The following is a 19183-nucleotide window of genomic DNA, read 5'->3' as shown; positions in this document are numbered from 1 at the left end:
ACGGCGCCGTCCGTCTCCTGCACAACTCATCCTCTTTCAGGTCGAGGGCTCCGTGCCCTTGGACCGCATGGAGGTTACCATGAACGATGGCTTTGCGTCGGCCTCGCATCAGGCAGAGCGGCCGGGCGTGCCTGTGGAGCCGGCAGACGTGTCGCGTCGGTACCCGGCGACCCTGCGGGGCATTGTCGAGACCTGGCGCTGGCGGATACATTTTCGCTGGGAACTTGAGCAAAAGTTGAAGGACAATCCCCATCTGGTCGACGATATCGGCCTGACGAGGCGACAGGTCGAGGCAGAGATCGCCAAGCGCTTCTGGCAAGCGTGAGGCGAATGCTGCAATGATACTTGATCGCCAGTTTCCGGGTGCCGCGATGGTTCGCCGGCACGTGCACCTGCCGGAACGTGCCGGCCCTTCTTCGAGGTCCGCATGACTGCCGAAAGCACGACATCGCCACGAGAGGATCGGATGCCATGGGCCGCGATGGCGGGTATCATCGCGACCGTCACTGTGTTCGCCGTGGCGCAGGGGCTGACCTATCCGCTGCTCAGCTTCATCCTCGAGCGGCAGGAGACGACGCCGGGCCTGATCGGCTTGTCGGCGGCGATGACGCCGCTGGGTTTCATCGTGTCCGCGCCCCTTATTCCAGCGCTGGTGCGGCGCATGGGCGCGGCGCGGCTTGCGATCCTGTGTTCGATCCTGGCAGCAGCCACCCTAGCCGCGATTGCCTGGACGCAGGACGTCTGGGCCTGGATGCCGCTGCGCTTCATGCTCGGCTTCTTCGCCAATCCGCTCTACGTGATCAGCGAGACCTGGCTGATCACGATCGCGCCCGCGTCACGCCGGGGCCGCATCATGGGCCTCTATGCATCCATCGTTTCGGGTGGCTTCGCCATCGGCCCGCTAACCCTCCGGCTCTTCGGGACTGAAGGCTGGCCACCGTTTCTGGTCGGGATTTCTGCCTTCCTCCTGTGTGGGCTGATTGTCCTGGCAGTCATCCCACGCTTGCCTGACATGCCGCATGAAGGCGAGGCGACATCGGTCGGTCGCTTCTTCGCACTGGCGCCGCTGCTATTGCTTGCGGTATTCGCAGCGGCTGCTTTTGAACAGAGTTTGCTTGCCATGCTTGCCGTTTACGGCGCTGCCTATGGCAGCCCCGAAAGCCGCATCTCCGCGCTGATCGCCTGTTTCATCCTTGGCAATGCCGCCCTGCAGATACCGCTCGGGCGCCTTGCGGAAGGGATCGGCTCGGCCCGTGCGATGCTGTTGTGCTGCTCTCTGGCGCTGCTCGGTTGTGCCCTGTTGCCACTGCTGTTTTCGTCCGCGTTGATCTGGCCGATGGTGTTCGTCTGGGGAGCGGTGACCTTCGGAATCTACACCATGGCGCTGATACAGCTCGGTGAACGGTTCTCGGGGCAACAACTCATCGCCGGCAACGCGGCGTTTGCGCTGGTCTGGGGAATCGGCGGCTTTGTCGGCTCGCCGATCACCGGTCTCGCCATGCAACTGATGGGACATCAGGGGCTGCCATTGTCCCTTGGCCTGCTGTGCGGTGTGCTGGTGGTGTTTCTGATGGCGGAGAGACGGCGGGCATGATCGAGCCACTTGCTTCGGGCCGCGTCCGTGCATGCCGGTTGAGCTGCGTTCCTACGCCTGCGCTGCGTAGTCGATGCTCTCCGTGATCGCCGACTGGCCGGCAGCTGCCATCGTCTGCATGGCGCGACGTACGCCCGGCATCTGGAGTTCGCCCGCGCAACAAAGCCGCGCCACCAGGCAGGCGGTCAGTGCAACAAACTGGAGCGTGGTCGATGCTGTTTTCATGGTCGTCGCCGGTCAAAAACGTCCTGCCTGCAGCCAGGATGGCTTCAGCGCATGTTTCGGTTGTTGTGTCCTGCGGATGCTTCGGTTGGTGCCCTGCGGCACGCGATATCCGATGTGACTAATTCATACCATGAATTGTTTTTTCACACCAGTGGATTTTTTGCCATGACGCTCGCATCGAGCGCGGTCGTGCCGAGACCAATGATCTGACACGCCACGACGGCCGGCCGACAACTCGGCCTTGCCGGTAATTGGTGTCGGTTGACGGCTATGCCCTGCGCTGCCGCCGATGCCCGCAGTTATCGCGCCGCCGACGCGATCAGGCGCCGCCCGGCTTTTGCCCGGTCTGTTGCTTGGTCAGCTTGGCCTGGGCGTGCCAGTCGAAATCGATCGAGCCTTCCTCGGCCCTGTGGAAGAATTGCGAACACACCAGCCAGCCCTTGAGCGGCCGCAGAAGCGCCATGCAGCTCAGCACGGTCAACGGCAAGGTGATGAAGATATGCACCCAAAGCGGCAGGCCGAACGCCATCTGGAACCAGACGCCGAACGCGAGCGCCGGCACGGCGGCGATGGTCATCGCGAAGAAGGCCGGGCCGTCGGCCGGATCGGCGAAGGAATAGTCGAGGCCGCAGACCTCGCAGCGCGGGGCGAGTTTCAGGAAGCCCGAGAACAGGTGCCCCATCTGGCAGCGCGGGCACAGCCCCCTGATGCCTGTCTTCATCGGGTTGTCGGTCGGGGTGAAGCCTTCCGCCGAAAATCTGCTCTCAGACATACTCGCCTCCATCTCGGAGCCGCTAAAGCGGCTGGCGCCACATGCCGGCGCTCCATTTGCATCCATACATAATCCTCATGGCGCTTGCGTGCAAGACACGAGATGCATATAATTAGCATACACTCCAATCAATATGGATTGATGCGGTGATTTGTATGGATTATGCCGCTTGCAACCCGGGCAAGCCTGGCGTGGGTCAAAATGTCCGTGGGGGTGCGTCGACTTTCCGCGATGCGCGGACCAGAATGCAGGTCTATTGCAGTTGTGAGCAATACCTGACGAAAGTTGGCGAGTATCGCGCTTCGACCGGCAATCGTGCGCAAGCCGATTGTTCATGCAAGAGAGGTCCCGAATGTTCGGACTGACGGCACTGGAACTGGCCCGCATACAGTTCGGCTTCACCATTTCCTTCCACATCATCTTCCCTGCGATCACCATCGGACTCGCAAGCTATCTCGCTGTGCTGGAAGGGTTGTGGTTATGGAAGCGCGATACCGTCTACCGCGACCTCTATCACTTCTGGTCGAAGATCTTTGCCGTCAACTTTGCCATGGGCGTCGTCTCGGGCCTTGTCATGGCCTACCAGTTCGGCACCAACTGGAGTTATTTTTCGGCCTTCGCGGGCAGCGTGACGGGCCCCCTGCTCGCCTATGAGGTGCTGACCGCCTTCTTCCTCGAGGCCGGCTTCCTCGGTGTCATGCTGTTCGGCTGGAACAAGGTCGGCCCGGGACTGCACTTCTTCTCGACGATCATGGTGGCCCTCGGCACGCTGATCTCGGCCACCTGGATCCTAGCCTCGAACAGCTGGATGCAGACACCCCAGGGCTTCGAGATCATCAACGGCATCGTCGTGCCGGTGAATTGGTTTGAGGTGATCTTCAATCCCTCCTTCCCCTATCGCCTGGCGCATATGACGGTGGCGGCGTTCCTGGCCACCGCACTGTTTGTCGGCGCCTCGGGCGCCTGGCATCTGCTGCGCGGCAACGACAACCGCCGCGTCCGCACCATGCTGTCGATGGCGATGTGGATGCTGCTGGCTTCGGCGCCGCTGCAGATCCTGATCGGCGACCTGCACGGCCTCAACACGCTGAAGCACCAGCCGGCCAAGATCGCAGCACTTGAAGGCCACTGGGAAAACAAGCCGGGCGAAGCCATCCCGCTCACCCTGTTCGGCTGGCCCGACATGGAGAAGGAAGAGACGCTCTACGCGCTGAAGATCCCGCGTCTCGGCAGCCTGATCCTGACGCATGAATGGAACGGCCAGTTCCCCGGCCTGAAGGAGTTCGCCAAGGAGGACAGACCGAACTCGACGGTGGTGTTCTGGAGCTTCCGCATCATGGTGGGCCTGGGCATGCTGATGCTGCTGCTCGGGGCCTGGGGGCTGTGGCTCAGGTGGCGTGACAGGTTGTTCGACACCAACCTGTTCCTGCGCTTTGCCACGGTCATGGGACCGACGGGCCTGATCGCCATCCTTGCCGGCTGGTACACCACCGAAATCGGCCGCCAGCCATGGATCGTCTATGGCGTGATGCGCACCAAGGACGCGGTGTCGAACCATTCGGCGCTCGCCATGAGCACGACGCTGGTCGCCTTCATCGTGGTCTATTTTATCGTCTTCGGCATCGGAACCCGCTACATGCTGAAGCTGGTGGCCAAGGGCCCGGAAGATCATGAGCACGAGCCGACCGACGACACCGGTGCGCGCCGACCCGCGCGCCCGCTTTCGGCCGCGCCCGACCAGATGGACATGTTCGTGCCGACGAACCAGGACAGGAAGGGCTGAAACATGGGCATCGATCTCCCCGTAGTCTGGGCCGTCATCATCGCCTTCGGCCTGATGATGTATGTCATCATGGACGGTTTCGATCTCGGGATCGGCATCCTGTTCCCCTTCGTCCGCGACCGCCAGGACCGGGATACCATGGTCAACACGGTCGCCCCGGTGTGGGACGGCAACGAGACCTGGCTGGTGCTGGGCGGCGCGGCGATGATGGCGGTGTTTCCTCTCGCCTATGCCGTCATCCTCAGCGCGCTCTATTTGCCGCTGGTGCTGATGCTGCTCGGGCTGATCTGGCGCGGCGTTGCCTTCGAGTTTCGTTTCAAGGCCGACGAACATCATAAGCCGTTCTGGGACCGGGCCTTCGCCGGCGGCTCCTATGTCGCGACCTTCTTCCAGGGCGTTTCGCTTGGCGCATTCCTCAACGGCTTCCCGATGGAAAATGGCTCTTATACCGGCGGTGCGCTCGACTGGATCACGCCCTTCAGCCTGTTCACCGGGCTTGGGCTGATCGTCGCCTACGCGCTGCTCGGCAGCACATGGCTGATCATCAAGACCGAAGGCGCCCTCTATGACCGCATGGTTGCCCTGGCGCGGCCGATCACGCTGACGCTCCTCGCAGTCATCGGCATCGTCAGCCTGTGGACGCCGTTCGCCCATCCCGACATCGCCGAGCGCTGGTTCAGCTTCCCCAACATCGTCTTCTTCTCGCCGGTGCCGGTCCTGGTGCTGGTCAGCAGTTGGCTGATCCTGCGCAGCCTGAACGGTGCGCCGCACGTCGCGCCGTTCCTGCTTGCGCTGTTCGTGCTGTTCCTCGGCTATAGCGGCCTTGGCATCAGCCTGTGGCCGAACATCATCCCGCCCGACATCACCATCCGCGAAGCGGCGGCCCCGCCGCAGAGCATGGGCTTCACGCTGGTCGGCGCGCTGTTCATCATCCCCTTCATCCTCGGCTACACCGCGTGGTCCTATTATGTGTTCCGCGGCAAGGTGAAGACCGGCGAGGGCTATCACTGATGGCCGCGCCCACCGAAGCGCCGGTTTCCTGGCCGAAGCGGATCGGCTGGCTGGTGCTGATCTGGATCGCCAGCGTGCTGGGCCTCGGCATCGTGGCCTATCTGTTCCGCTTCGTGATGGGCCTCGCCGGCCTGACCGTCTGACTTCAATAACGGATCCAAGCCCATGTACACCGACGTTGCCCGGGCGCTCGACCAGCGCGAACTCCACGACCGGATCTATGCCGGCGACGTGCTGCGCTTCGGCCATCTCAAGCCGATGCGCGAGCTCGTCGACTTCACACGCGCAATGCTCGAGGATGCGTTTGCGCCTTTCAGTCCGGTCGAGATCCACAAGCACCTGACGCATCAGCAGCAGATGGAGAGCTTTGCCCAGCGGCAGCGCGACTTTGCCCGCGCGCCAGAGGTCAAGCGCTTGTGGCGTGACCTCTTCGAGGCGGCCGGACTCGATGCCGAAGGGCTTGCGCGCGACAGCCTCTATCTTCGCTTCCAGCCGCATCAGGACCGTGGCGCCGTCGTGCCTCGCGCCCGCACCACGGCGACCATCGCGTTCCACCGCGACACGTGGGGCTCGAACCTCTATGCGCAGGCCAACTGGTGGGCGCCGATCTATGACATCGACGCCGGGCGCACCTTCGCCATCTATCCGTCGCTGTGGCAGCGTGCGGTGGCCAACACCAGTGCCGAATTCGATCTCGCGGCCTTGCTGGACCGGTCAAAGGCGGGCGGCCGCAACGCCAATGACGCCGACGCGGCCATCCCGCATTTGACCGAACAGCTGGAGGTTACCGACGCCACGCCGGTCGTCCTGGCACCGGGCGAGGTGATCGCCTTCTCCAGTGCCCACGCCCATGCCGGCGTGCCCAACTCGACCGGCCTGACGCGCATCTCGCTGGAGACCCGCACGCTCTGGATCGACGATGTCCGTACCGGGCGCGGCGCGCCGAATGTCGACGGTCATGCGCGCTGGATGTCGCCCGGCATGTTCCGGCGGGTGAGCGACGAGGTCCCGCTCAACGAGATCCTCGGCATGGGCCGGGTCGAACCGTTCACCGGCCCCTTCCCTGCCAGCCGTCACACCACCATCGAGGACATGGCCGACTGCTGAGCCAAAAGGGCGGCGACGACCTCGAGGCTGGCAGCAAGCGAGGCATGGCTGGGCGCTGCGCCCAGTCCCAGCCGCACCGCTTCGGGAGCGGGCTCCGTGGCCGCAAAGGCATCGCTGGTGACCACACCGATGCCGGCCGAACGCAGCCGCGCGGCAAAGTCGCTACGGTTCCAGTGGCCGGGAAGCTTCAGCCAGACGTGGAAGCCTTCGGGGTCGGCCTGGACCAGCTTTGCCGGCAGGATCTTCGACACGATCGCCTGGCGCTGCTTGGCTTCGGTGCGGATCGCAGCCAGCACGGAATGGGCAATGCCGTTTTCGACCCAGTGCGTGGCGACGGCCGACGTCAATGGCGAAGCCATCCCGGCGGTTGCGCGGACCGCGCCGGCGAGGTGGGCGACGGTGCGTCCCTGCGGGACGACCACATAGGCCACGCGCAGCGCCGGCGCCACGCATTTGGCCAGCCCGGCAACATGATAGGTGATGTCGGGGGCGAGTGCTGCCAAGGCGGCCACCGGCTTGGCTGGCAAGGCGCCGTAGGCGTCGTCTTCGACGATCAGGACATTGTGCTGGCGGGCGATTGATACGATGCGTTCGCGCCTGGCCAGAGACAGCGTCGCCGTCGTCGGGTTGTGCAGCGTCGGCGTGCAGTACAAGATTTTGGGCGCGTGTTTGCGGCAGGCTTCCTCGAACGCCTCCGGGATGAGGCCCTGTGCGTCCATCGCAATGCCGGCGACGTGTATGCGCAGATGCTGCGCTACGGCAAGCAGGCCCGGATAGGTCAGCGCCTCGGCGCAGATCGTTTCTTCCGGCGCGGCCAGCGCGCCGAGAAGCGCGAGCAACGCCCCTTGCGCACCGGGAGTGACCAGTAACCGGCCAGTATCGATCTCGCCGAGCCGCGGGGCCAGCCATGCTGCTCCCGCCGCGCGATCACGCGAGGTGCCACCGGCCTCCTGGTACCGCATCAGCAGGTCCAGTCCGTGGCTCGATTGCAGTTGGGCGATGCCGTCCCACATCGCCGCCGCAAGGTCCGGATCGTCGAAGCGCGGCGGCAGGTTCATGCTCATGTCGATGATCCCCGTCACCGCCGACCCGGAGGATGCGGGACGCCGCGCCGTGACATAGGTGCCCTGCCCGACACGGCCTTCGACCAGCCCGCGCTTGCGGGCCTCGGCATAGGCGCGGCTGACCGTGGTGAAGTCGATGCCGAGTTGGTCGGCGAGCGTTCGCTGCGGCGGCAGCCTGAAACCGTCAGTCAGCCTGCCCGACGCAATGTCCGTCGCAAGCGCGTCGGCGATCGCCAGGTAAAGAGGGCCCCCAGCCTTGGAGATGGAGGGAGACCAGTTCGTTGTCGTCATTGCTCAGCAGGTTCCAACAGCGTTTTCCATATATATGCACAATGTATGGGATATGCCACCCATCATTGCCAATCGGCGCATCGTCGCCGTGCAGGCAGAGCTGCTCGCGTGAGCCGCATCACATTTGTTTGCGATGGACGACAATGAATCGACGCCGGGTTCGCTCAGGAATAGGCTCCCCCGCGCATAGTCGTCGCCAGGCAACACCGATTGCCTGCTGCTGCTGATCCTGAAGGCGAAGCTGCCGGCCCTTGCGTGTCGGGGCGGCCGTCCAGATTTCGAAAGGCGACCTGCCGCCAGACGCAAAACGGCTCGAATTCAATCAATGAAGGAGACTGGTTATGCCATCGGTAAAGAATATCGTTCTGGTCCACGGCGCATGGGGCGATGCCTCGCACTGGCGCCACGTCATTCCGCCGCTCCACGCCAAGGGCTACAAGTTGGCGGCGGTGCAAAACCCGCTGACTTCGCTCGCAGACGATATCGAACGCACGACCAAGCTCGCCGCGGCGCAGGACGGACCGACGCTGCTGGTCGGCCATTCCTATGGCGGTGCGGTGATCACCGGCGCCGGCCATGCATCTAACGTCGTCGGGCTGGTCTACATCGCGGCCTTCGCGCCGGAAGAAGGCGACAGCCTCGGCAGCATCTTCGCCCGGCGCGAACCGCCGTCGGGCGCAGGCAGCATCCGCCCCGACAAGGAAGGCTTCCTGTGGCTCGCCCAGGACACGTTCCGCCAGAGTTTTGGCCAGGACCTCAGCGAGCCCGAGGCACTGGTCATGGCAGTGACGCAGAAGCCGATTGCCGCGCGCTGCTTCGAAGACAAGTCGGGACCGGCGGCATGGCACACCAAGCCGAGCTGGTACCAGGTATCGAGCCGCGACAACATGATCCCGCCGGAGACCGAGCAATGGATGGCCGAGCGCATCAAGGCGCGCAAGACCATCACCCTCGACGCCAGCCACGCTTCGCTGGCCTCGCATCCGCTCGAAATCGTCACGTTGATCGACGAAGCCGCCAAGTCATTCTGATGCGCCAGGTCCGCACGGCGGCCATCGCTGCCGTGCGGACCTGTGTCGTCTGGCCGGCTAAAAGCCGCAATCCACAAGCTATCCTTGCAGCGTATGAATCTATCTGATTCCCTAGGGCTGTCCGATTCGGGCAGGGGCGCTGCGCAGGAAACGGCATCATGAGCACTTCCAAGAAATCTGAAATCTCAGAGATGAGGCCGAAGCTGACTGTCATCGGAGTCGGTGGTGGCGGCGGCAATGCCGTCAACAACATGATCGCCGAGGGCCTGGAAGGCACCGAGTTCATCGTTGCCAATACCGATGCCCAGGCGCTCACCATGTCGAAGGCGCCGAGGCTGGTCCAGCTTGGAGCGCTGGTGACCGAGGGGCTGGGCGCCGGCTCCTTGCCCGAGGTCGGGCAGGCCGCGGCCGAAGAATCGATCGACGAGATCATGGATCAGCTTTCCGGCACGCATATGTGCTTTGTCACCGCCGGAATGGGTGGTGGCACCGGAACAGGCGCCGCCCCGGTGATCGCCAAGGCTGCGCGCGACGCCGGCATCCTGACGGTGGCGATCGTCACCAAGCCTTTCACCTTCGAAGGCAAGCGCCGCATGCAGATGGCCGACCGCGGCATCGAGCTTTTGCGCCAGGCCGCCGACACGGTCATCGTCATTCCGAACCAGAACCTGTTTCGGATCGCGACCGAAAAGACGACCTTCGAGGATGCCTTCGGCATGGCCGACAAGGTGCTCTATTCGGGCGTCAGCTGCATCACCAATCTCATCGTCAAGGAAGGCCTGATCAATCTCGACTTCGCCGACGTGAAGACGGTGATGCGCGACATGGGCCGGGCGATGATGGGCACCGGTGTCGGCACCGGCGAAAACCGCGCCAGCAAGGCAGCGGAAGCTTCGATCGCCAACCCGCTGATCGACGAGAACTCGATCAAGGGTGCACGCGGTGTCCTGATCTCGATTTCGGGCGGCATGGACATGACGCTGTTCGAGGTCGACGAGGCCGCGACCCGCATCCGCGAGGAAGTCGGCGACGATGCCGACATCATCGTCGGCGCCATCTTCGACAATTCGCTCGAAGGGCAGTTCAAGGTGTCCGTCGTTGCCACAGGCCTCGAGATGTCCGCCAATCAGGGCGAGCCCGTCGTCAACATGCGTGGACAGCCGGCACCAGGATCGATGCAGCCGCTCCACTGAAGCATGCGGCCAGCGGCGTCGACGTTGGCCAGGTAGGCAGGACCGACGCTGATCGGCAAGGGGGCTGTCTTCCCGCCCCGCCTGCCTGAAAGCTGGCTTTCGACCCAGAGACGCGTTGCACTCCGCTTGCGTATGTCAGAAGTTGGCGACGAGTGCCTTCTGGCGGAAATCGATGAAGCTGGCTCATGAATCAGATCTGTTGCCGCTGAACGCCGCCAAGGCGTTCGAGGCCTTTGCCCGCTTGGGCAGCGTGACGGCGGCAGCCGACGAACTCGGCTTGACAGCCTCGGCGGTCAGCCATCGCCTGGCGCAGCTTGAAGAATTCGTCGGTACCAAGCTGACCGAACGGCGCGGACGCGGTCTGGCGCTGACCGCCGAGGGCCGGGAATATCTGGAATCGATCCTGCCGGCGTTCTTCCTGCTGCGCACCGCCACCAGCCAGCTGCGCTTCAGGGCGAGTGCGCACGAGATCTCGATCAGCGCCATCCCGCTGTTTGCCGTAAGCTGGCTGATCCCCCGTCTTGCCGGGTTCAGCCGCCAGAACCGCGATATCGACGTCCGCGTGACGTATGCCCAGAACCGCAACTATTCGAGCGATGCGGCCGATATATCGGTGCGGTTCGGCGCCGGCGCCTGGCTGGGCTACAAGAGCGAGCTCGTCCTCAGCGGCGCCGTCGTGCCGGTGGCGAGCCCTGCCCTGCTGCAAGGCCGCGACCGATTGTCGGGCGAGGAAACGATTGCCGGGCTGCCGCTGATCCACGACGAAAGCCGCGACCATTGGCTGAACTGGTTTCGCGCGGCTGGCGTGCGGGCGGATCACCAGCATCTTTCCGGCCCCCTGTTCGAGGACGGGTTGCTGGTCCGCGCCGCTGCCGTCTCCGGCCTGGGCGCTGCGCTGTGCCGGCTGCCGCTCGTCGCCGACGACATTACGCATGGCAGGCTGGTCGTGCTTTCCGACCGCTCGCTGGACGACGGCCGGAGCTATTATCTCTGCACCAGGACCGACCGGGAGCTGCCACAGATGTCCCGTCGCTTCGTCGCCTGGATGCGGGCCGAACGCGACAGACACCAGCCAGAGTCGTGAATTGAGTTCAGCAGTTGAGGGATCTGCGATGGTCATGGTCTGGCGCTACCTCTAGTCTCGTCTTGAGACGCCATATGGGCGCAACTGCAGAGGCTTAAATGGTCGACAAGCAACCCACCACGCCCGAAAGGGATCCGCTCGATCCCCAGTCGAACGTGCAGGCAGCCATCGATGGCCTGGGCATCCTTGCCCGCCGCCGCATCGAGGCGGAGATCATCAAGCCGATCTACGAGGAGATGGTGGCGCGCTTCGGCCGCGAGGCGGCGCGCGAAACGCTGCGTACGGCAATCACCAATGCGGCGATCGAAGCCGGCAAGAAGTTTGCCGCGGCCGAGAAGGGGCCGGTCGACCTCAAGTCGTTCGCAGCGCTGCAGCCGAAATGGCGCCAGGACGATGCGCTGCATTTCGACGTGCTGACCGAGACCGCCGACCAGTTCGACTACAACGTCACCCGCTGTCGCTATGCAGAGATGTATCATTCGATGGGCCTCGGCGAGATCGGCACGCTGCTGTCCTGCCAGCGCGACGGCACGTTCTGCGAAGGCTACGATCCGCGCATTTCGATGACGCGCACCCGCACCATCATGGAAGGCAACGGCAGCTGCGACTTCAGGTATCGGATGAACAGCAACGACGACGCCAACACGAGCAGCTAGACCGCTACGGCGCTGTACGCCCAACCGGACGCGCAATGGACGCTGCAGAACTTTGAACCTGTGCATGATCCTTTCGGGAAATCGCTTCCGATCTGGGGTTCATGCACTGGCTCTTTGACCTTGCGATGCGAAAGGCCAAATGCCGATGCGGTGCCCCCGCCACGGCAAGGCTGTTCTGTGCGGGCAAAACGAGGAGTTGGAAAGTTGGACAAGCCAGTGACCCGCACGAACGCCAGGATCGACCAGGACCGGCTCTGGGATTCGCTGATGGAAATGGCGAAGGTCGGACCCGGCATCGCCGGCGGCAGCAACAGGCAGACCCTGACCGACGAGGACGCCGAGGGCCGCCGCCTGTTCAAGACATGGTGCGACGGGGCCGGGCTGGAGATGGGCGTCGACGACATGGGCTCGATGTTCGCCCGGCGCGAAGGCACTGATCCCGCCGCCCTGCCGGTCTACATCGGCAGCCACCTCGACACCCAGCCGACCGGCGGCAAGTTCGACGGTGTGCTGGGCGTGCTCGGCGGCCTCGAGGTCGTGCGCACGCTGAATGACCTGGGCATCCAGACCAGGCACCCCATCGTCGTTACCAACTGGACGAATGAGGAGGGTTGTCGCTTCGCGCCCGCCATGGTCGCGTCGGGCGTCTTCGCCGGGACCATCGACAAGCATTGGGCCTATTCCCGCGAGGACGCCAAGGGCAAGCGCTTCGGTGACGAACTCGAGCGGATTGGCTGGAAGGGGACGGAGAGGACCGGCGCCCGCAAGATGAAGGCCTATTTCGAGCTGCACATCGAACAGGGGCCTATCCTCGAGGACGAAGGCATCGACATCGGCGTGGTCACCCATGGCCAGGGCCTGAAGTGGCTGCAGGTGACGCTGGTCGGCAAGGAAGCGCACTCGGGCGGCACGCCCATGTACAAGCGCCGCAATGCCGCGCTCGGCATGGCCAGGGTGATCGAACTGGTCCAGGAAGTGACGATGGACTACCAGCCCGACGCGGTGGGCAATGTCGGGCACGTCGATGTTCATCCCAACTCGCGCAGCACCGTTCCCGGTCGCACCGTTCTTACCATCGACATCCGCTCGCCCGAAAAGGACGTGCTCGATACCATGGACCAGCGCATCCGCGAGGGCATCGCCCTGATCGCTGAGGCGCTCGACATCGGGCACGATGTCGAGCAGGTCGGCCACTTTGATCCCGTCGCCTTCGACAGCGAGTGCGTGCAGATGGTGCGCAATGCCGCCGAAAGGCTCGGCTACAGCCACCGCGACATCGTCTCGGGTGCCGGACACGACGCCTGCTGGGTCAACCGCGTGACGCCGACGGCGATGATCTTCTGCCCCTGCGTCGACGGCCTGTCACACCACGAGGCCGAGGAGATAGATCCGGAATGGGCAGCCGCCGGCTGCGATGTGCTTTTGCACGCCGTGCTGGAGGCGGCTGTCGTAACGGGCTGATTTGCCCCGAGCCGGAAGGGGCTATTCCGAAAGCAGGGTGCGGGTCAGCTGGTGGTTCGCATCGGCAAGGCCATCGATGATGTTGAAGTGGTGACGATCGGGCTCGACCACGGCCGACGTCGTGGCGCCAAGGCCTGTCCAGATATTGGCGAGCAGCCCATTCTGGCGCAGGAATTCGGCGCGCTCGCCGCCGCCGACCCAGCAGGTGATGCGGGCATTTTCCATCGGCCGCAGCAAGGCCGGGCTCTCGGCCAGTGCCTCGGCTTCGTCGATCCTGAGTGTCCCGTTCATGGCCGTGTTGATCAGCGGTCGCAAGTCGTGCAGGCCCGAGATCGACACGACATGGCGGATGCGGTCCTGGACTTCCGGCGCAAGCGGGGAACCGGCCGCAACCATGCGGGAAGCCAGATGCCCGCCGGCCGAATGCCCGGTCAGCATCAGGGGGCCATCCACCATCTCGGCCGTCTTGCTGATCGCGGCGCCAATCTCCTCGACGATGCCGGCGATGCGGATTTCGGGGCACAGCGTGTAGGACGGCATCGCCACCGCATAGCCGTTGGCAACCGGGCCGGCCGCCAGATGCGACCAGAAGCTCTTGTCGAGCGCCATCCAGTAACCGCCATGCACGAACACGACGAGCCCCGTCGGCGCAGCTTTGGGCAGGAAGAGATCGAGGCGGTTGCGCGGCTTGTCGCCGTAGGCGATGTCGAATTTGGCCCGCCCGGCTGAAGCCAGCGCGTCGCGAAACGCCTGCGCCGGCTCCACCCACGCCGCCGGCCAGCGGTCGCCGCCGGGGATGTTGGCGCCATTGGTATAGGCATTGTCCCAATCGTTGATGTGATGTTCGAGCACCGGCACACTCCCTGGCGGCATCATTTCAGGTCGTAGCAATGGCCAGCGCCAGCGGCGGCGTCAATGCATTGCGCGCCAAAAACTTTAGGCTTGAAATAAATTTGGACTGATGCCATTCTCCTGCCGTCCAGTCGAGAATGGGAGGTCTCGCTGCGCCGCTCGCAAGACGTGCCGAAGTTTCTTCCACGCCCGCCTTCTCTCGAAGGCACTGCGCAGCGGCCGCCGATGCGACCCCTCCCCCAGAGAATGCAGATAACAACGAAGCCGGGCACAGTCGCGCCACGGTGAGGAAGCAGATAGGGAACAGCCGCAGAATGCTTGGACCGTCAGCGCATATCGACACTTTCACGCGCGACAACCTCCCGCCCGAGGACCAATGGCCGACGTTCCTGCTCAACGGTTTCGACTATCCCGAACACCTCAATGCCGGCGTTGAGCTGACTGACCGGCTGGTCGAAAAAGGCCTGGGCGACCACACGGCGCTGATCGGCAACGGCCGCCGCCGCACCTACAAGGAACTGTCCGACTGGACCAACCGGCTGGCGCATGCGCTGGTTGAGAATTACGGCGTCAAGCCGGGCAACCGGGTGCTGATCCGCTCGGCCAACAATCCGGCCATGGTCGCCTGCTGGCTGGCTGCCACCAAGGCCGGCGCCGTCGTCGTCAACACCATGCCGATGCTGCGTGCCGGCGAGCTGGCCAAGATCGTCGACAAGGCCGAGATCACTATCGCGCTCTGCGACACCCGCCTAATGGACGAGATGGTCGCCTGCGCCAAGGACAGCCCCTTCCTCAGAAAAGTCATCGGCTTCGATGGCACCGCCAATCATGATGCCGAGCTCGACCGCGTCGCCCTCGACAAGCCGGTGATCTTCGAAGCAGTGAAGACCGGCCGCGACGACGTCGCTTTGCTCGGCTTCACCTCCGGAACGACGGGAGTTCCGAAGGCGACGATGCATTTCCATCGCGACCTTCTGATCATCGCCGACGCCTATGCCAAGGAGGTCCTGTCGGTGACGTCGGACGACGTCTTCGTCGGGTCTCCACCACTCGCCTTCACCTTCGGCCTCGGCGGCCTCGCCATCTTCCCGCTGCGCTTCGGTGCGGCCGCGACGCTGCTTGAGCAGGCGACGCCACCGAACATGGTCCACATCATCGAGACCTACAAAGCGACGATCTCGTTCACCGCGCCCACCGCCTACCGGGCGATGCTGAAGGCGATGGACGAAGGCGCCGACCTGTCGTCGCTGCGCGTCGCGGTCTCTGCCGGCGAAACCCTGCCTGGACCGGTCTTCGACGAATGGACCGCAAAGACCGGCAAGCCGATCCTCGATGGCATCGGCGCCACCGAGATGCTGCACATCTTCATTTCCAACCGCTTCGAGGACATGAAGCCCGCCTCCACCGGCAAGCCGGTCGGTGGCTACGAGGCGCGTGTCGTCGACGCGGACATGAACGAGGTGCCGCGCGGCACCGTGGGCAAGCTTGCCGTGCGCGGCCCGACCGGCTGCCGCTACATGTCGGACGATCGCCAGCTCGAATATGTCCGCGACGGCTGGAACCTGACCGGCGATGCCTTCCTGCAGGACGAGGACGGCTTCTTCCACTTCGCCGCCCGCTCCGACGACATGATCGTCAGCGCCGGCTACAACATCGCCGGCCCCGAGGTTGAGGCGGCGCTGTTCTCGCACCCGGAAGTCGCCGAATGCGCCGTGATCGGCGCCGAGGACGGCGATCGCGGCCAGATCGTCGAAGCTTATGTCGTGCTGGCGCAAGGCGTGGCAGCGGATGCCGCAACCGTCAAGCGCCTGCAGGACCATGTGAAGGCAACGATCGCACCCTACAAATATCCGCGCTCGGTGAAGTTCATCGACGCCCTGCCCAAGACCCAGACCGGCAAGATCCAGCGCTTCCGGCTCCGCGCGGAGAAGATGAATTGAGCAAGCCATACGATCCCTCGGCCGAGGGCGCGCAGATGTCGTTCAAGGACCGCATGTCCTACAGCGACTACCTCCACTTGGAAAAGGTGCTGGACGCGCAGGAGCCCCTATCCACTGCCCACGACGAGATGCTGTTCATCATCCAGCATCAGACCTCGGAGCTGTGGATGAAGCTCGCCCTGCACGAGATCAGCTCGGCGATCCGGTCCATCCGTGCCGACCGCCTCGAGCCGTCCTTCAAGATGCTGACGCGCGTATCGCGCATCTTCGAGCAACTGAACAATGCCTGGGACGTGCTCAGGACGATGACGCCGAGCGAATACACCGAGTTCCGCGACTCGCTCGGCCAGTCCTCGGGCTTCCAGTCCTGGCAGTACCGGGCGATCGAGTTCATGGCCGGCAACCGCAACGTGGCTATGCTGCGCCCGCATGCGCATCAGCCGGAGCTGACCGAGAAACTGGAAGCGGTGCTAGCCCAGCCTTCGCTCTATGACGAGGCGATCCTTCTGCTCGCTCGCAACGGCTTCGACGTCGGCGCCGAGGCGAAGAAGACCGACTGGCGCGAGACGCGCACCGAGAGCGAGGAAGTGCTTGTCGCCTGGCAGGCGATCTACCGCGATCCGCAGCGCTACTGGATGTTCTACGAACTGGCCGAGAAGCTGGTCGACTTCGAGGATTATTTCCGCCGCTGGCGTTTCAACCACGTCACCACGGTCGAACGCATCATCGGCATGAAACGCGGCACCGGCGGAACGTCAGGCGCATCGTATCTGAAGAAGATGCTGGAGGTTGAACTGTTCCCTGAACTCTGGAAAGTTCGTACCCGGCTCTGAAGCTTTTTTGCATTACAACGAGAACACTCGGAGGGAGAACCTAATGAAGAAGATTATTGCAGCCGGCATCTTCGGCTTGTCGCTGGCGACATCCGGCCTGGCCTATGCCGAGCCGGTCAAGATCGGCGTCATCACCACGCTTTCGGGCGGCGGCGCGGGCCTTGGCGTCGACATGCGCGATGCCTTTGCGCTGGCCATGAAGCAGTCCGGCAACAAGGATGTCGAACTCGTCATCGAGGACGATGCCCAGAAGCCCGAGATTGCCGTGCAGCTCGCCGAAAAGATGATCCAGAGCGACAAGGTTGACCTGCTCACCGGCATCATCTGGTCGAACCTCGCCATGGCCGTGGTGCCGAACGCGGTCGCGCAGGACGTGATCTACCTGTCGCCGAACGCGGGCCCGTCGGCCCTTGCCGGCGCCAAATGCAGCCCGAACTACTTCAACGTCGCCTACCAGAACGACAATTTCCATGAGGCGATGGGGCAGTACGCCAACAAGGACTACAAGAAGACCTTCATCCTCGCCCCGAACTATCCGGCCGGCAAGGATTCGCTGACCGGCTTCAAGCGCTACTACAAGGGTGAACTGGCCGGCGAGACCTACACCCAGGTCGGCCAGACCGACTACGCCGCCGAGATTGCCCAGATCCGCGATTCCGGCGCCGACTCGGTGTTCTTCTTCCTGCCCGGCGGCATGGGCATCTCCTTCATGAAGCAATACGCCCAGTCCGGTGTGAACATCCCGGTCATGGGCCCCGGCTTCTCCTTCGACCAGGACATCCTGCCTGCGGTCGGCGATGCGGCCCTCGGCGTCAAGAACTCGGCAAGCTGGTCCAAGGACCTCGACAACGAGGCCAACAAGGCGTTCGTCGAAGCCTTCCAGGCCGAGTACAAGCGCCTGCCCTCGGTCTATGCCGCCCAGAGCTGGGACACGGCAAACCTGATCCTGTCGGCGCTCGGCAAGGCCAGCGTCAAGGACAAGGACGCTTTCCGCGCCGCCCTCAAGGCAGCCGACTTCAAGTCGGTGCGCGGCGATTTCACCTTCAACACCAACAACCACCCGGTCCAGAACATCTACGTACGTGAGGTGGTGAAGGAAGGTGACGTCCTGACCAACAAGATCGTTGCCACTGCCTTCGAGAAGCACGGCGACGCCTACGCCGAACAGTGCAAGATGTAGGCTTCCCTTCTCCCCGCATGCGGGGAGAAGGTGCCGGCAGGCGGATGAGGGGCGGAGCGGCGCCCGCAAACCTCAACATTGCCCCTCACCCTTACCCTCTCCCCGCAAACGGGGAGAGGGAGGCGTCTTCGTCGCATCTTTAAACCCAGCCAGCGAAAGCGTCCCCTTGTCCATCGCACTGCTCATCGAGCAAATTCTCAACGGGCTGCAGCTCGGCGTAATGCTGTTCCTCATGGCCGCCGGCCTGACGCTGATCTTCGGCGTCATGGGCCTGATCAACCTCGCCCATGGCTCGCTCTACATGGTCGGCGCCTTCGCCTGTGCGGCGGTGGCAGCCGCCACCGGCTCGTTCTGGATCGGCCTCGTCGCCAGCCTGATAGCGGCAGCCGCTGCGGGCGCGATCATGGAGGTGACCTTCATTCGCCGGCTCTATGACCGCGACCATCTCGACCAGGTGCTGGCGACGTTCGCGCTCATCCTGATCTTTTCGGAAGGCACGCGCTGGCTGTTCGGATCGTTCCCGCTCTATCTTGACATTCCGCCGCTGCTCCAGGGAGCCGTTCCGCTCCCCGGCGGCGGGCAATATCAGCTCTATCGCCTCGCCATCATCGGCGTCGGCATCGTGGTCGCAGTCGGGCTTTATTTCCTGATCTCGCGCACCCGTCTCGGCATGCGCATCCGAGCCGGCGAATCCGACCGCGAGATGATTGCAGCCCTCGGCGTCGATATCCGCACGCTCTACACCGTGGTCTTTGCGCTGGGTGCCGCCCTCGCTGGTCTCGCCGGAGCACTTGTCGGCGCGCTGCAGTCGGTGCAGGTCGGCATGGGCGAACCGGCGCTCATCCTCGCTTTCGTCGTCATCGTCATTGGCGGCATAGGCTCGATCAAGGGCGCGCTGTTCGGCGCCATCCTCGTCGGCGTCGTCGACACCATGGGCCGCTTCCTGCTGCCCAAGGCGCTCGCTCTGATGATACCTGCGGCGCAGGCCGGCCCGATCGGCGCCGCCCTCGCCTCGATGCTGATCTACATAGTCATGGCGCTGATCCTCGCTTTCAGGCCGAGCGGCCTGTTCGCGGCGCAGTCGTGAGGCCGGCCATGACCAACGC

Annotated in this window: 20 protein-coding genes; 15 read left to right on the top strand and 5 right to left on the bottom strand. The window is 64.0% G+C overall.

The window, feature by feature from the left end; genetic code table 11:
- The first annotated feature begins 79 nt into the window (after window positions 1-79).
- Entirely contained in the window at window positions 80-325 is a 246-nt protein-coding gene (locus O1Y97_RS25335) for a DUF1127 domain-containing protein (RefSeq protein ID WP_268738094.1), read from the top strand.
- Window positions 326-427: 102 nt separating this feature from the next.
- Complete coding sequence (locus O1Y97_RS25330; RefSeq protein WP_268738093.1) at window positions 428-1594, top strand: MFS transporter; 1167 nt, start codon at window positions 428-430, stop codon at window positions 1592-1594.
- A 51-nt stretch (window positions 1595-1645) separates the two neighbouring features.
- On the opposite strand, the gene O1Y97_RS25325 is transcribed toward O1Y97_RS25330, so the two are convergent.
- Complete coding sequence (locus O1Y97_RS25325) at window positions 1646-1819, bottom strand: hypothetical protein (RefSeq protein ID WP_183263911.1); 174 nt, start codon at window positions 1817-1819, stop codon at window positions 1646-1648.
- A gap of 319 nt (window positions 1820-2138) precedes the next feature.
- On the bottom strand, window positions 2139-2591 hold the full coding sequence (locus O1Y97_RS25320; protein WP_268738092.1) for a DUF983 domain-containing protein: 453 nt from the start codon (window positions 2589-2591) through the stop codon (window positions 2139-2141).
- 352 nt (window positions 2592-2943) lie between these two features.
- Between O1Y97_RS25320 and O1Y97_RS25315 the strand changes: the two genes are divergently transcribed.
- From O1Y97_RS25315 to O1Y97_RS25300, 4 genes are read left to right on the top strand one after another with little or no spacing between them, the layout of a single operon-like run.
- Complete coding sequence (locus O1Y97_RS25315) at window positions 2944-4374, top strand: cytochrome ubiquinol oxidase subunit I (RefSeq protein WP_108610312.1); 1431 nt, start codon at window positions 2944-2946, stop codon at window positions 4372-4374.
- A gap of 3 nt (window positions 4375-4377) precedes the next feature.
- Window positions 4378-5385: a cytochrome d ubiquinol oxidase subunit II gene (gene cydB, locus O1Y97_RS25310; RefSeq protein WP_183263909.1), complete on the top strand. Its 1008-nt coding sequence runs from the start codon at window positions 4378-4380 to the stop codon at window positions 5383-5385.
- Window positions 5385-5528 (top strand): DUF2474 domain-containing protein, encoded by a 144-nt coding sequence (locus O1Y97_RS25305; RefSeq protein ID WP_108610314.1) that lies wholly within the window; start codon window positions 5385-5387, stop codon window positions 5526-5528. The genes cydB and O1Y97_RS25305 overlap by 1 nt, the downstream gene beginning before the upstream one ends.
- A gap of 22 nt (window positions 5529-5550) precedes the next feature.
- Complete coding sequence (locus O1Y97_RS25300; RefSeq protein WP_183263908.1) at window positions 5551-6492, top strand: hypothetical protein; 942 nt, start codon at window positions 5551-5553, stop codon at window positions 6490-6492.
- Here the strand turns inward: O1Y97_RS25300 and O1Y97_RS25295 are convergent.
- Window positions 6459-7847 (bottom strand): aminotransferase-like domain-containing protein, encoded by a 1389-nt coding sequence (locus O1Y97_RS25295; RefSeq protein ID WP_268738091.1) that lies wholly within the window; start codon window positions 7845-7847, stop codon window positions 6459-6461. The two genes, O1Y97_RS25300 and O1Y97_RS25295, sit on opposite strands and share 34 nt — an antisense overlap.
- Before the next feature lie 341 nt (window positions 7848-8188).
- Here O1Y97_RS25295 and O1Y97_RS25290 point away from each other — a divergent pair, with 341 nt between their 5' ends.
- From O1Y97_RS25290 to O1Y97_RS25270, 5 genes are all read left to right on the top strand, one after another.
- Window positions 8189-8878 carry an alpha/beta hydrolase gene (locus O1Y97_RS25290; protein WP_268738090.1) on the top strand — a complete coding sequence of 230 codons (690 nt, stop codon included), beginning with the start codon at window positions 8189-8191 and terminating at the stop codon, window positions 8876-8878.
- A gap of 158 nt (window positions 8879-9036) precedes the next feature.
- Window positions 9037-10071 (top strand): cell division protein FtsZ, encoded by a 1035-nt coding sequence (ftsZ, locus tag O1Y97_RS25285; protein WP_108610319.1) that lies wholly within the window; start codon window positions 9037-9039, stop codon window positions 10069-10071.
- Window positions 10072-10243: 172 nt separating this feature from the next.
- Window positions 10244-11155 (top strand): LysR substrate-binding domain-containing protein, encoded by a 912-nt coding sequence (locus O1Y97_RS25280; RefSeq protein WP_268738089.1) that lies wholly within the window; start codon window positions 10244-10246, stop codon window positions 11153-11155.
- Window positions 11156-11253: 98 nt separating this feature from the next.
- Window positions 11254-11811 (top strand): L-2-amino-thiazoline-4-carboxylic acid hydrolase, encoded by a 558-nt coding sequence (locus tag O1Y97_RS25275; protein WP_268738088.1) that lies wholly within the window; start codon window positions 11254-11256, stop codon window positions 11809-11811.
- Window positions 11812-12078: 267 nt separating this feature from the next.
- On the top strand, window positions 12079-13272 hold the full coding sequence (locus tag O1Y97_RS25270) for a Zn-dependent hydrolase (protein ID WP_268738281.1): 1194 nt from the start codon (window positions 12079-12081) through the stop codon (window positions 13270-13272).
- A 21-nt stretch (window positions 13273-13293) separates the two neighbouring features.
- On the opposite strand, the gene O1Y97_RS25265 is transcribed toward O1Y97_RS25270, so the two are convergent.
- Window positions 13294-14124: an alpha/beta hydrolase gene (locus tag O1Y97_RS25265; RefSeq protein ID WP_318764289.1), complete on the bottom strand. Its 831-nt coding sequence runs from the start codon at window positions 14122-14124 to the stop codon at window positions 13294-13296.
- 25 nt (window positions 14125-14149) lie between these two features.
- Complete coding sequence (locus tag O1Y97_RS25260; protein WP_268738086.1) at window positions 14150-14311, bottom strand: hypothetical protein; 162 nt, start codon at window positions 14309-14311, stop codon at window positions 14150-14152.
- Window positions 14312-14438: 127 nt separating this feature from the next.
- Between O1Y97_RS25260 and O1Y97_RS25255 the strand changes: the two genes are divergently transcribed.
- The 4 genes from O1Y97_RS25255 (at window position 14439) to O1Y97_RS25240 (ending at window position 19164) form a co-directional block, all read left to right on the top strand.
- On the top strand, window positions 14439-16064 hold the full coding sequence (locus tag O1Y97_RS25255; RefSeq protein WP_268738085.1) for a benzoate-CoA ligase family protein: 1626 nt from the start codon (window positions 14439-14441) through the stop codon (window positions 16062-16064).
- The gene (gene kynA / locus O1Y97_RS25250) at window positions 16061-16897 is read left to right on the top strand and encodes a tryptophan 2,3-dioxygenase (protein ID WP_268738084.1); all 837 of its coding nucleotides are present in this window, start codon (window positions 16061-16063) and stop codon (window positions 16895-16897) included. The genes O1Y97_RS25255 and kynA overlap by 4 nt, the downstream gene beginning before the upstream one ends.
- Window positions 16898-16940: 43 nt before the next feature.
- The gene (locus O1Y97_RS25245) at window positions 16941-18077 is read left to right on the top strand and encodes an ABC transporter substrate-binding protein (RefSeq protein ID WP_108610325.1); all 1137 of its coding nucleotides are present in this window, start codon (window positions 16941-16943) and stop codon (window positions 18075-18077) included.
- A gap of 166 nt (window positions 18078-18243) precedes the next feature.
- Window positions 18244-19164, top strand: coding sequence for a branched-chain amino acid ABC transporter permease (locus O1Y97_RS25240; protein WP_268738083.1), 921 nt, complete (start codon window positions 18244-18246; stop codon window positions 19162-19164).
- Window positions 19165-19183: the final 19 nt, after the last annotated feature.

Source organism: Aminobacter niigataensis, from assembly GCF_946995915.1.
Taxonomy (GTDB): Bacteria; Pseudomonadota; Alphaproteobacteria; order Rhizobiales; family Rhizobiaceae; genus Aminobacter; species Aminobacter niigataensis.
This window is presented reverse-complemented; position numbering and strand designations above follow the sequence as displayed.

Coding starts and splice junctions, on each gene's coding strand:
- O1Y97_RS25335 (WP_268738094.1), top strand. CDS start 80: ATGAACGATGGCTTTGCGTCGGCCTCGCATCAGGCAGAGCGGCCGGGC.
- O1Y97_RS25330 (WP_268738093.1), top strand. CDS start 428: ATGACTGCCGAAAGCACGACATCGCCACGAGAGGATCGGATGCCATGG.
- O1Y97_RS25325 (WP_183263911.1), bottom strand. CDS start 1,819: ATGAAAACAGCATCGACCACGCTCCAGTTTGTTGCACTGACCGCCTGC.
- O1Y97_RS25320 (WP_268738092.1), bottom strand. CDS start 2,591: ATGTCTGAGAGCAGATTTTCGGCGGAAGGCTTCACCCCGACCGACAAC.
- O1Y97_RS25315 (WP_108610312.1), top strand. CDS start 2,944: ATGTTCGGACTGACGGCACTGGAACTGGCCCGCATACAGTTCGGCTTC.
- cydB (WP_183263909.1), top strand. CDS start 4,378: ATGGGCATCGATCTCCCCGTAGTCTGGGCCGTCATCATCGCCTTCGGC.
- O1Y97_RS25305 (WP_108610314.1), top strand. CDS start 5,385: ATGGCCGCGCCCACCGAAGCGCCGGTTTCCTGGCCGAAGCGGATCGGC.
- O1Y97_RS25300 (WP_183263908.1), top strand. CDS start 5,551: ATGTACACCGACGTTGCCCGGGCGCTCGACCAGCGCGAACTCCACGAC.
- O1Y97_RS25295 (WP_268738091.1), bottom strand. CDS start 7,847: ATGACGACAACGAACTGGTCTCCCTCCATCTCCAAGGCTGGGGGCCCT.
- O1Y97_RS25290 (WP_268738090.1), top strand. CDS start 8,189: ATGCCATCGGTAAAGAATATCGTTCTGGTCCACGGCGCATGGGGCGAT.
- ftsZ (WP_108610319.1), top strand. CDS start 9,037: ATGAGCACTTCCAAGAAATCTGAAATCTCAGAGATGAGGCCGAAGCTG.
- O1Y97_RS25280 (WP_268738089.1), top strand. CDS start 10,244: ATGAAGCTGGCTCATGAATCAGATCTGTTGCCGCTGAACGCCGCCAAG.
- O1Y97_RS25275 (WP_268738088.1), top strand. CDS start 11,254: ATGGTCGACAAGCAACCCACCACGCCCGAAAGGGATCCGCTCGATCCC.
- O1Y97_RS25270 (WP_268738281.1), top strand. CDS start 12,079: ATGGAAATGGCGAAGGTCGGACCCGGCATCGCCGGCGGCAGCAACAGG.
- O1Y97_RS25255 (WP_268738085.1), top strand. CDS start 14,439: ATGCTTGGACCGTCAGCGCATATCGACACTTTCACGCGCGACAACCTC.
- O1Y97_RS25245 (WP_108610325.1), top strand. CDS start 16,941: ATGAAGAAGATTATTGCAGCCGGCATCTTCGGCTTGTCGCTGGCGACA.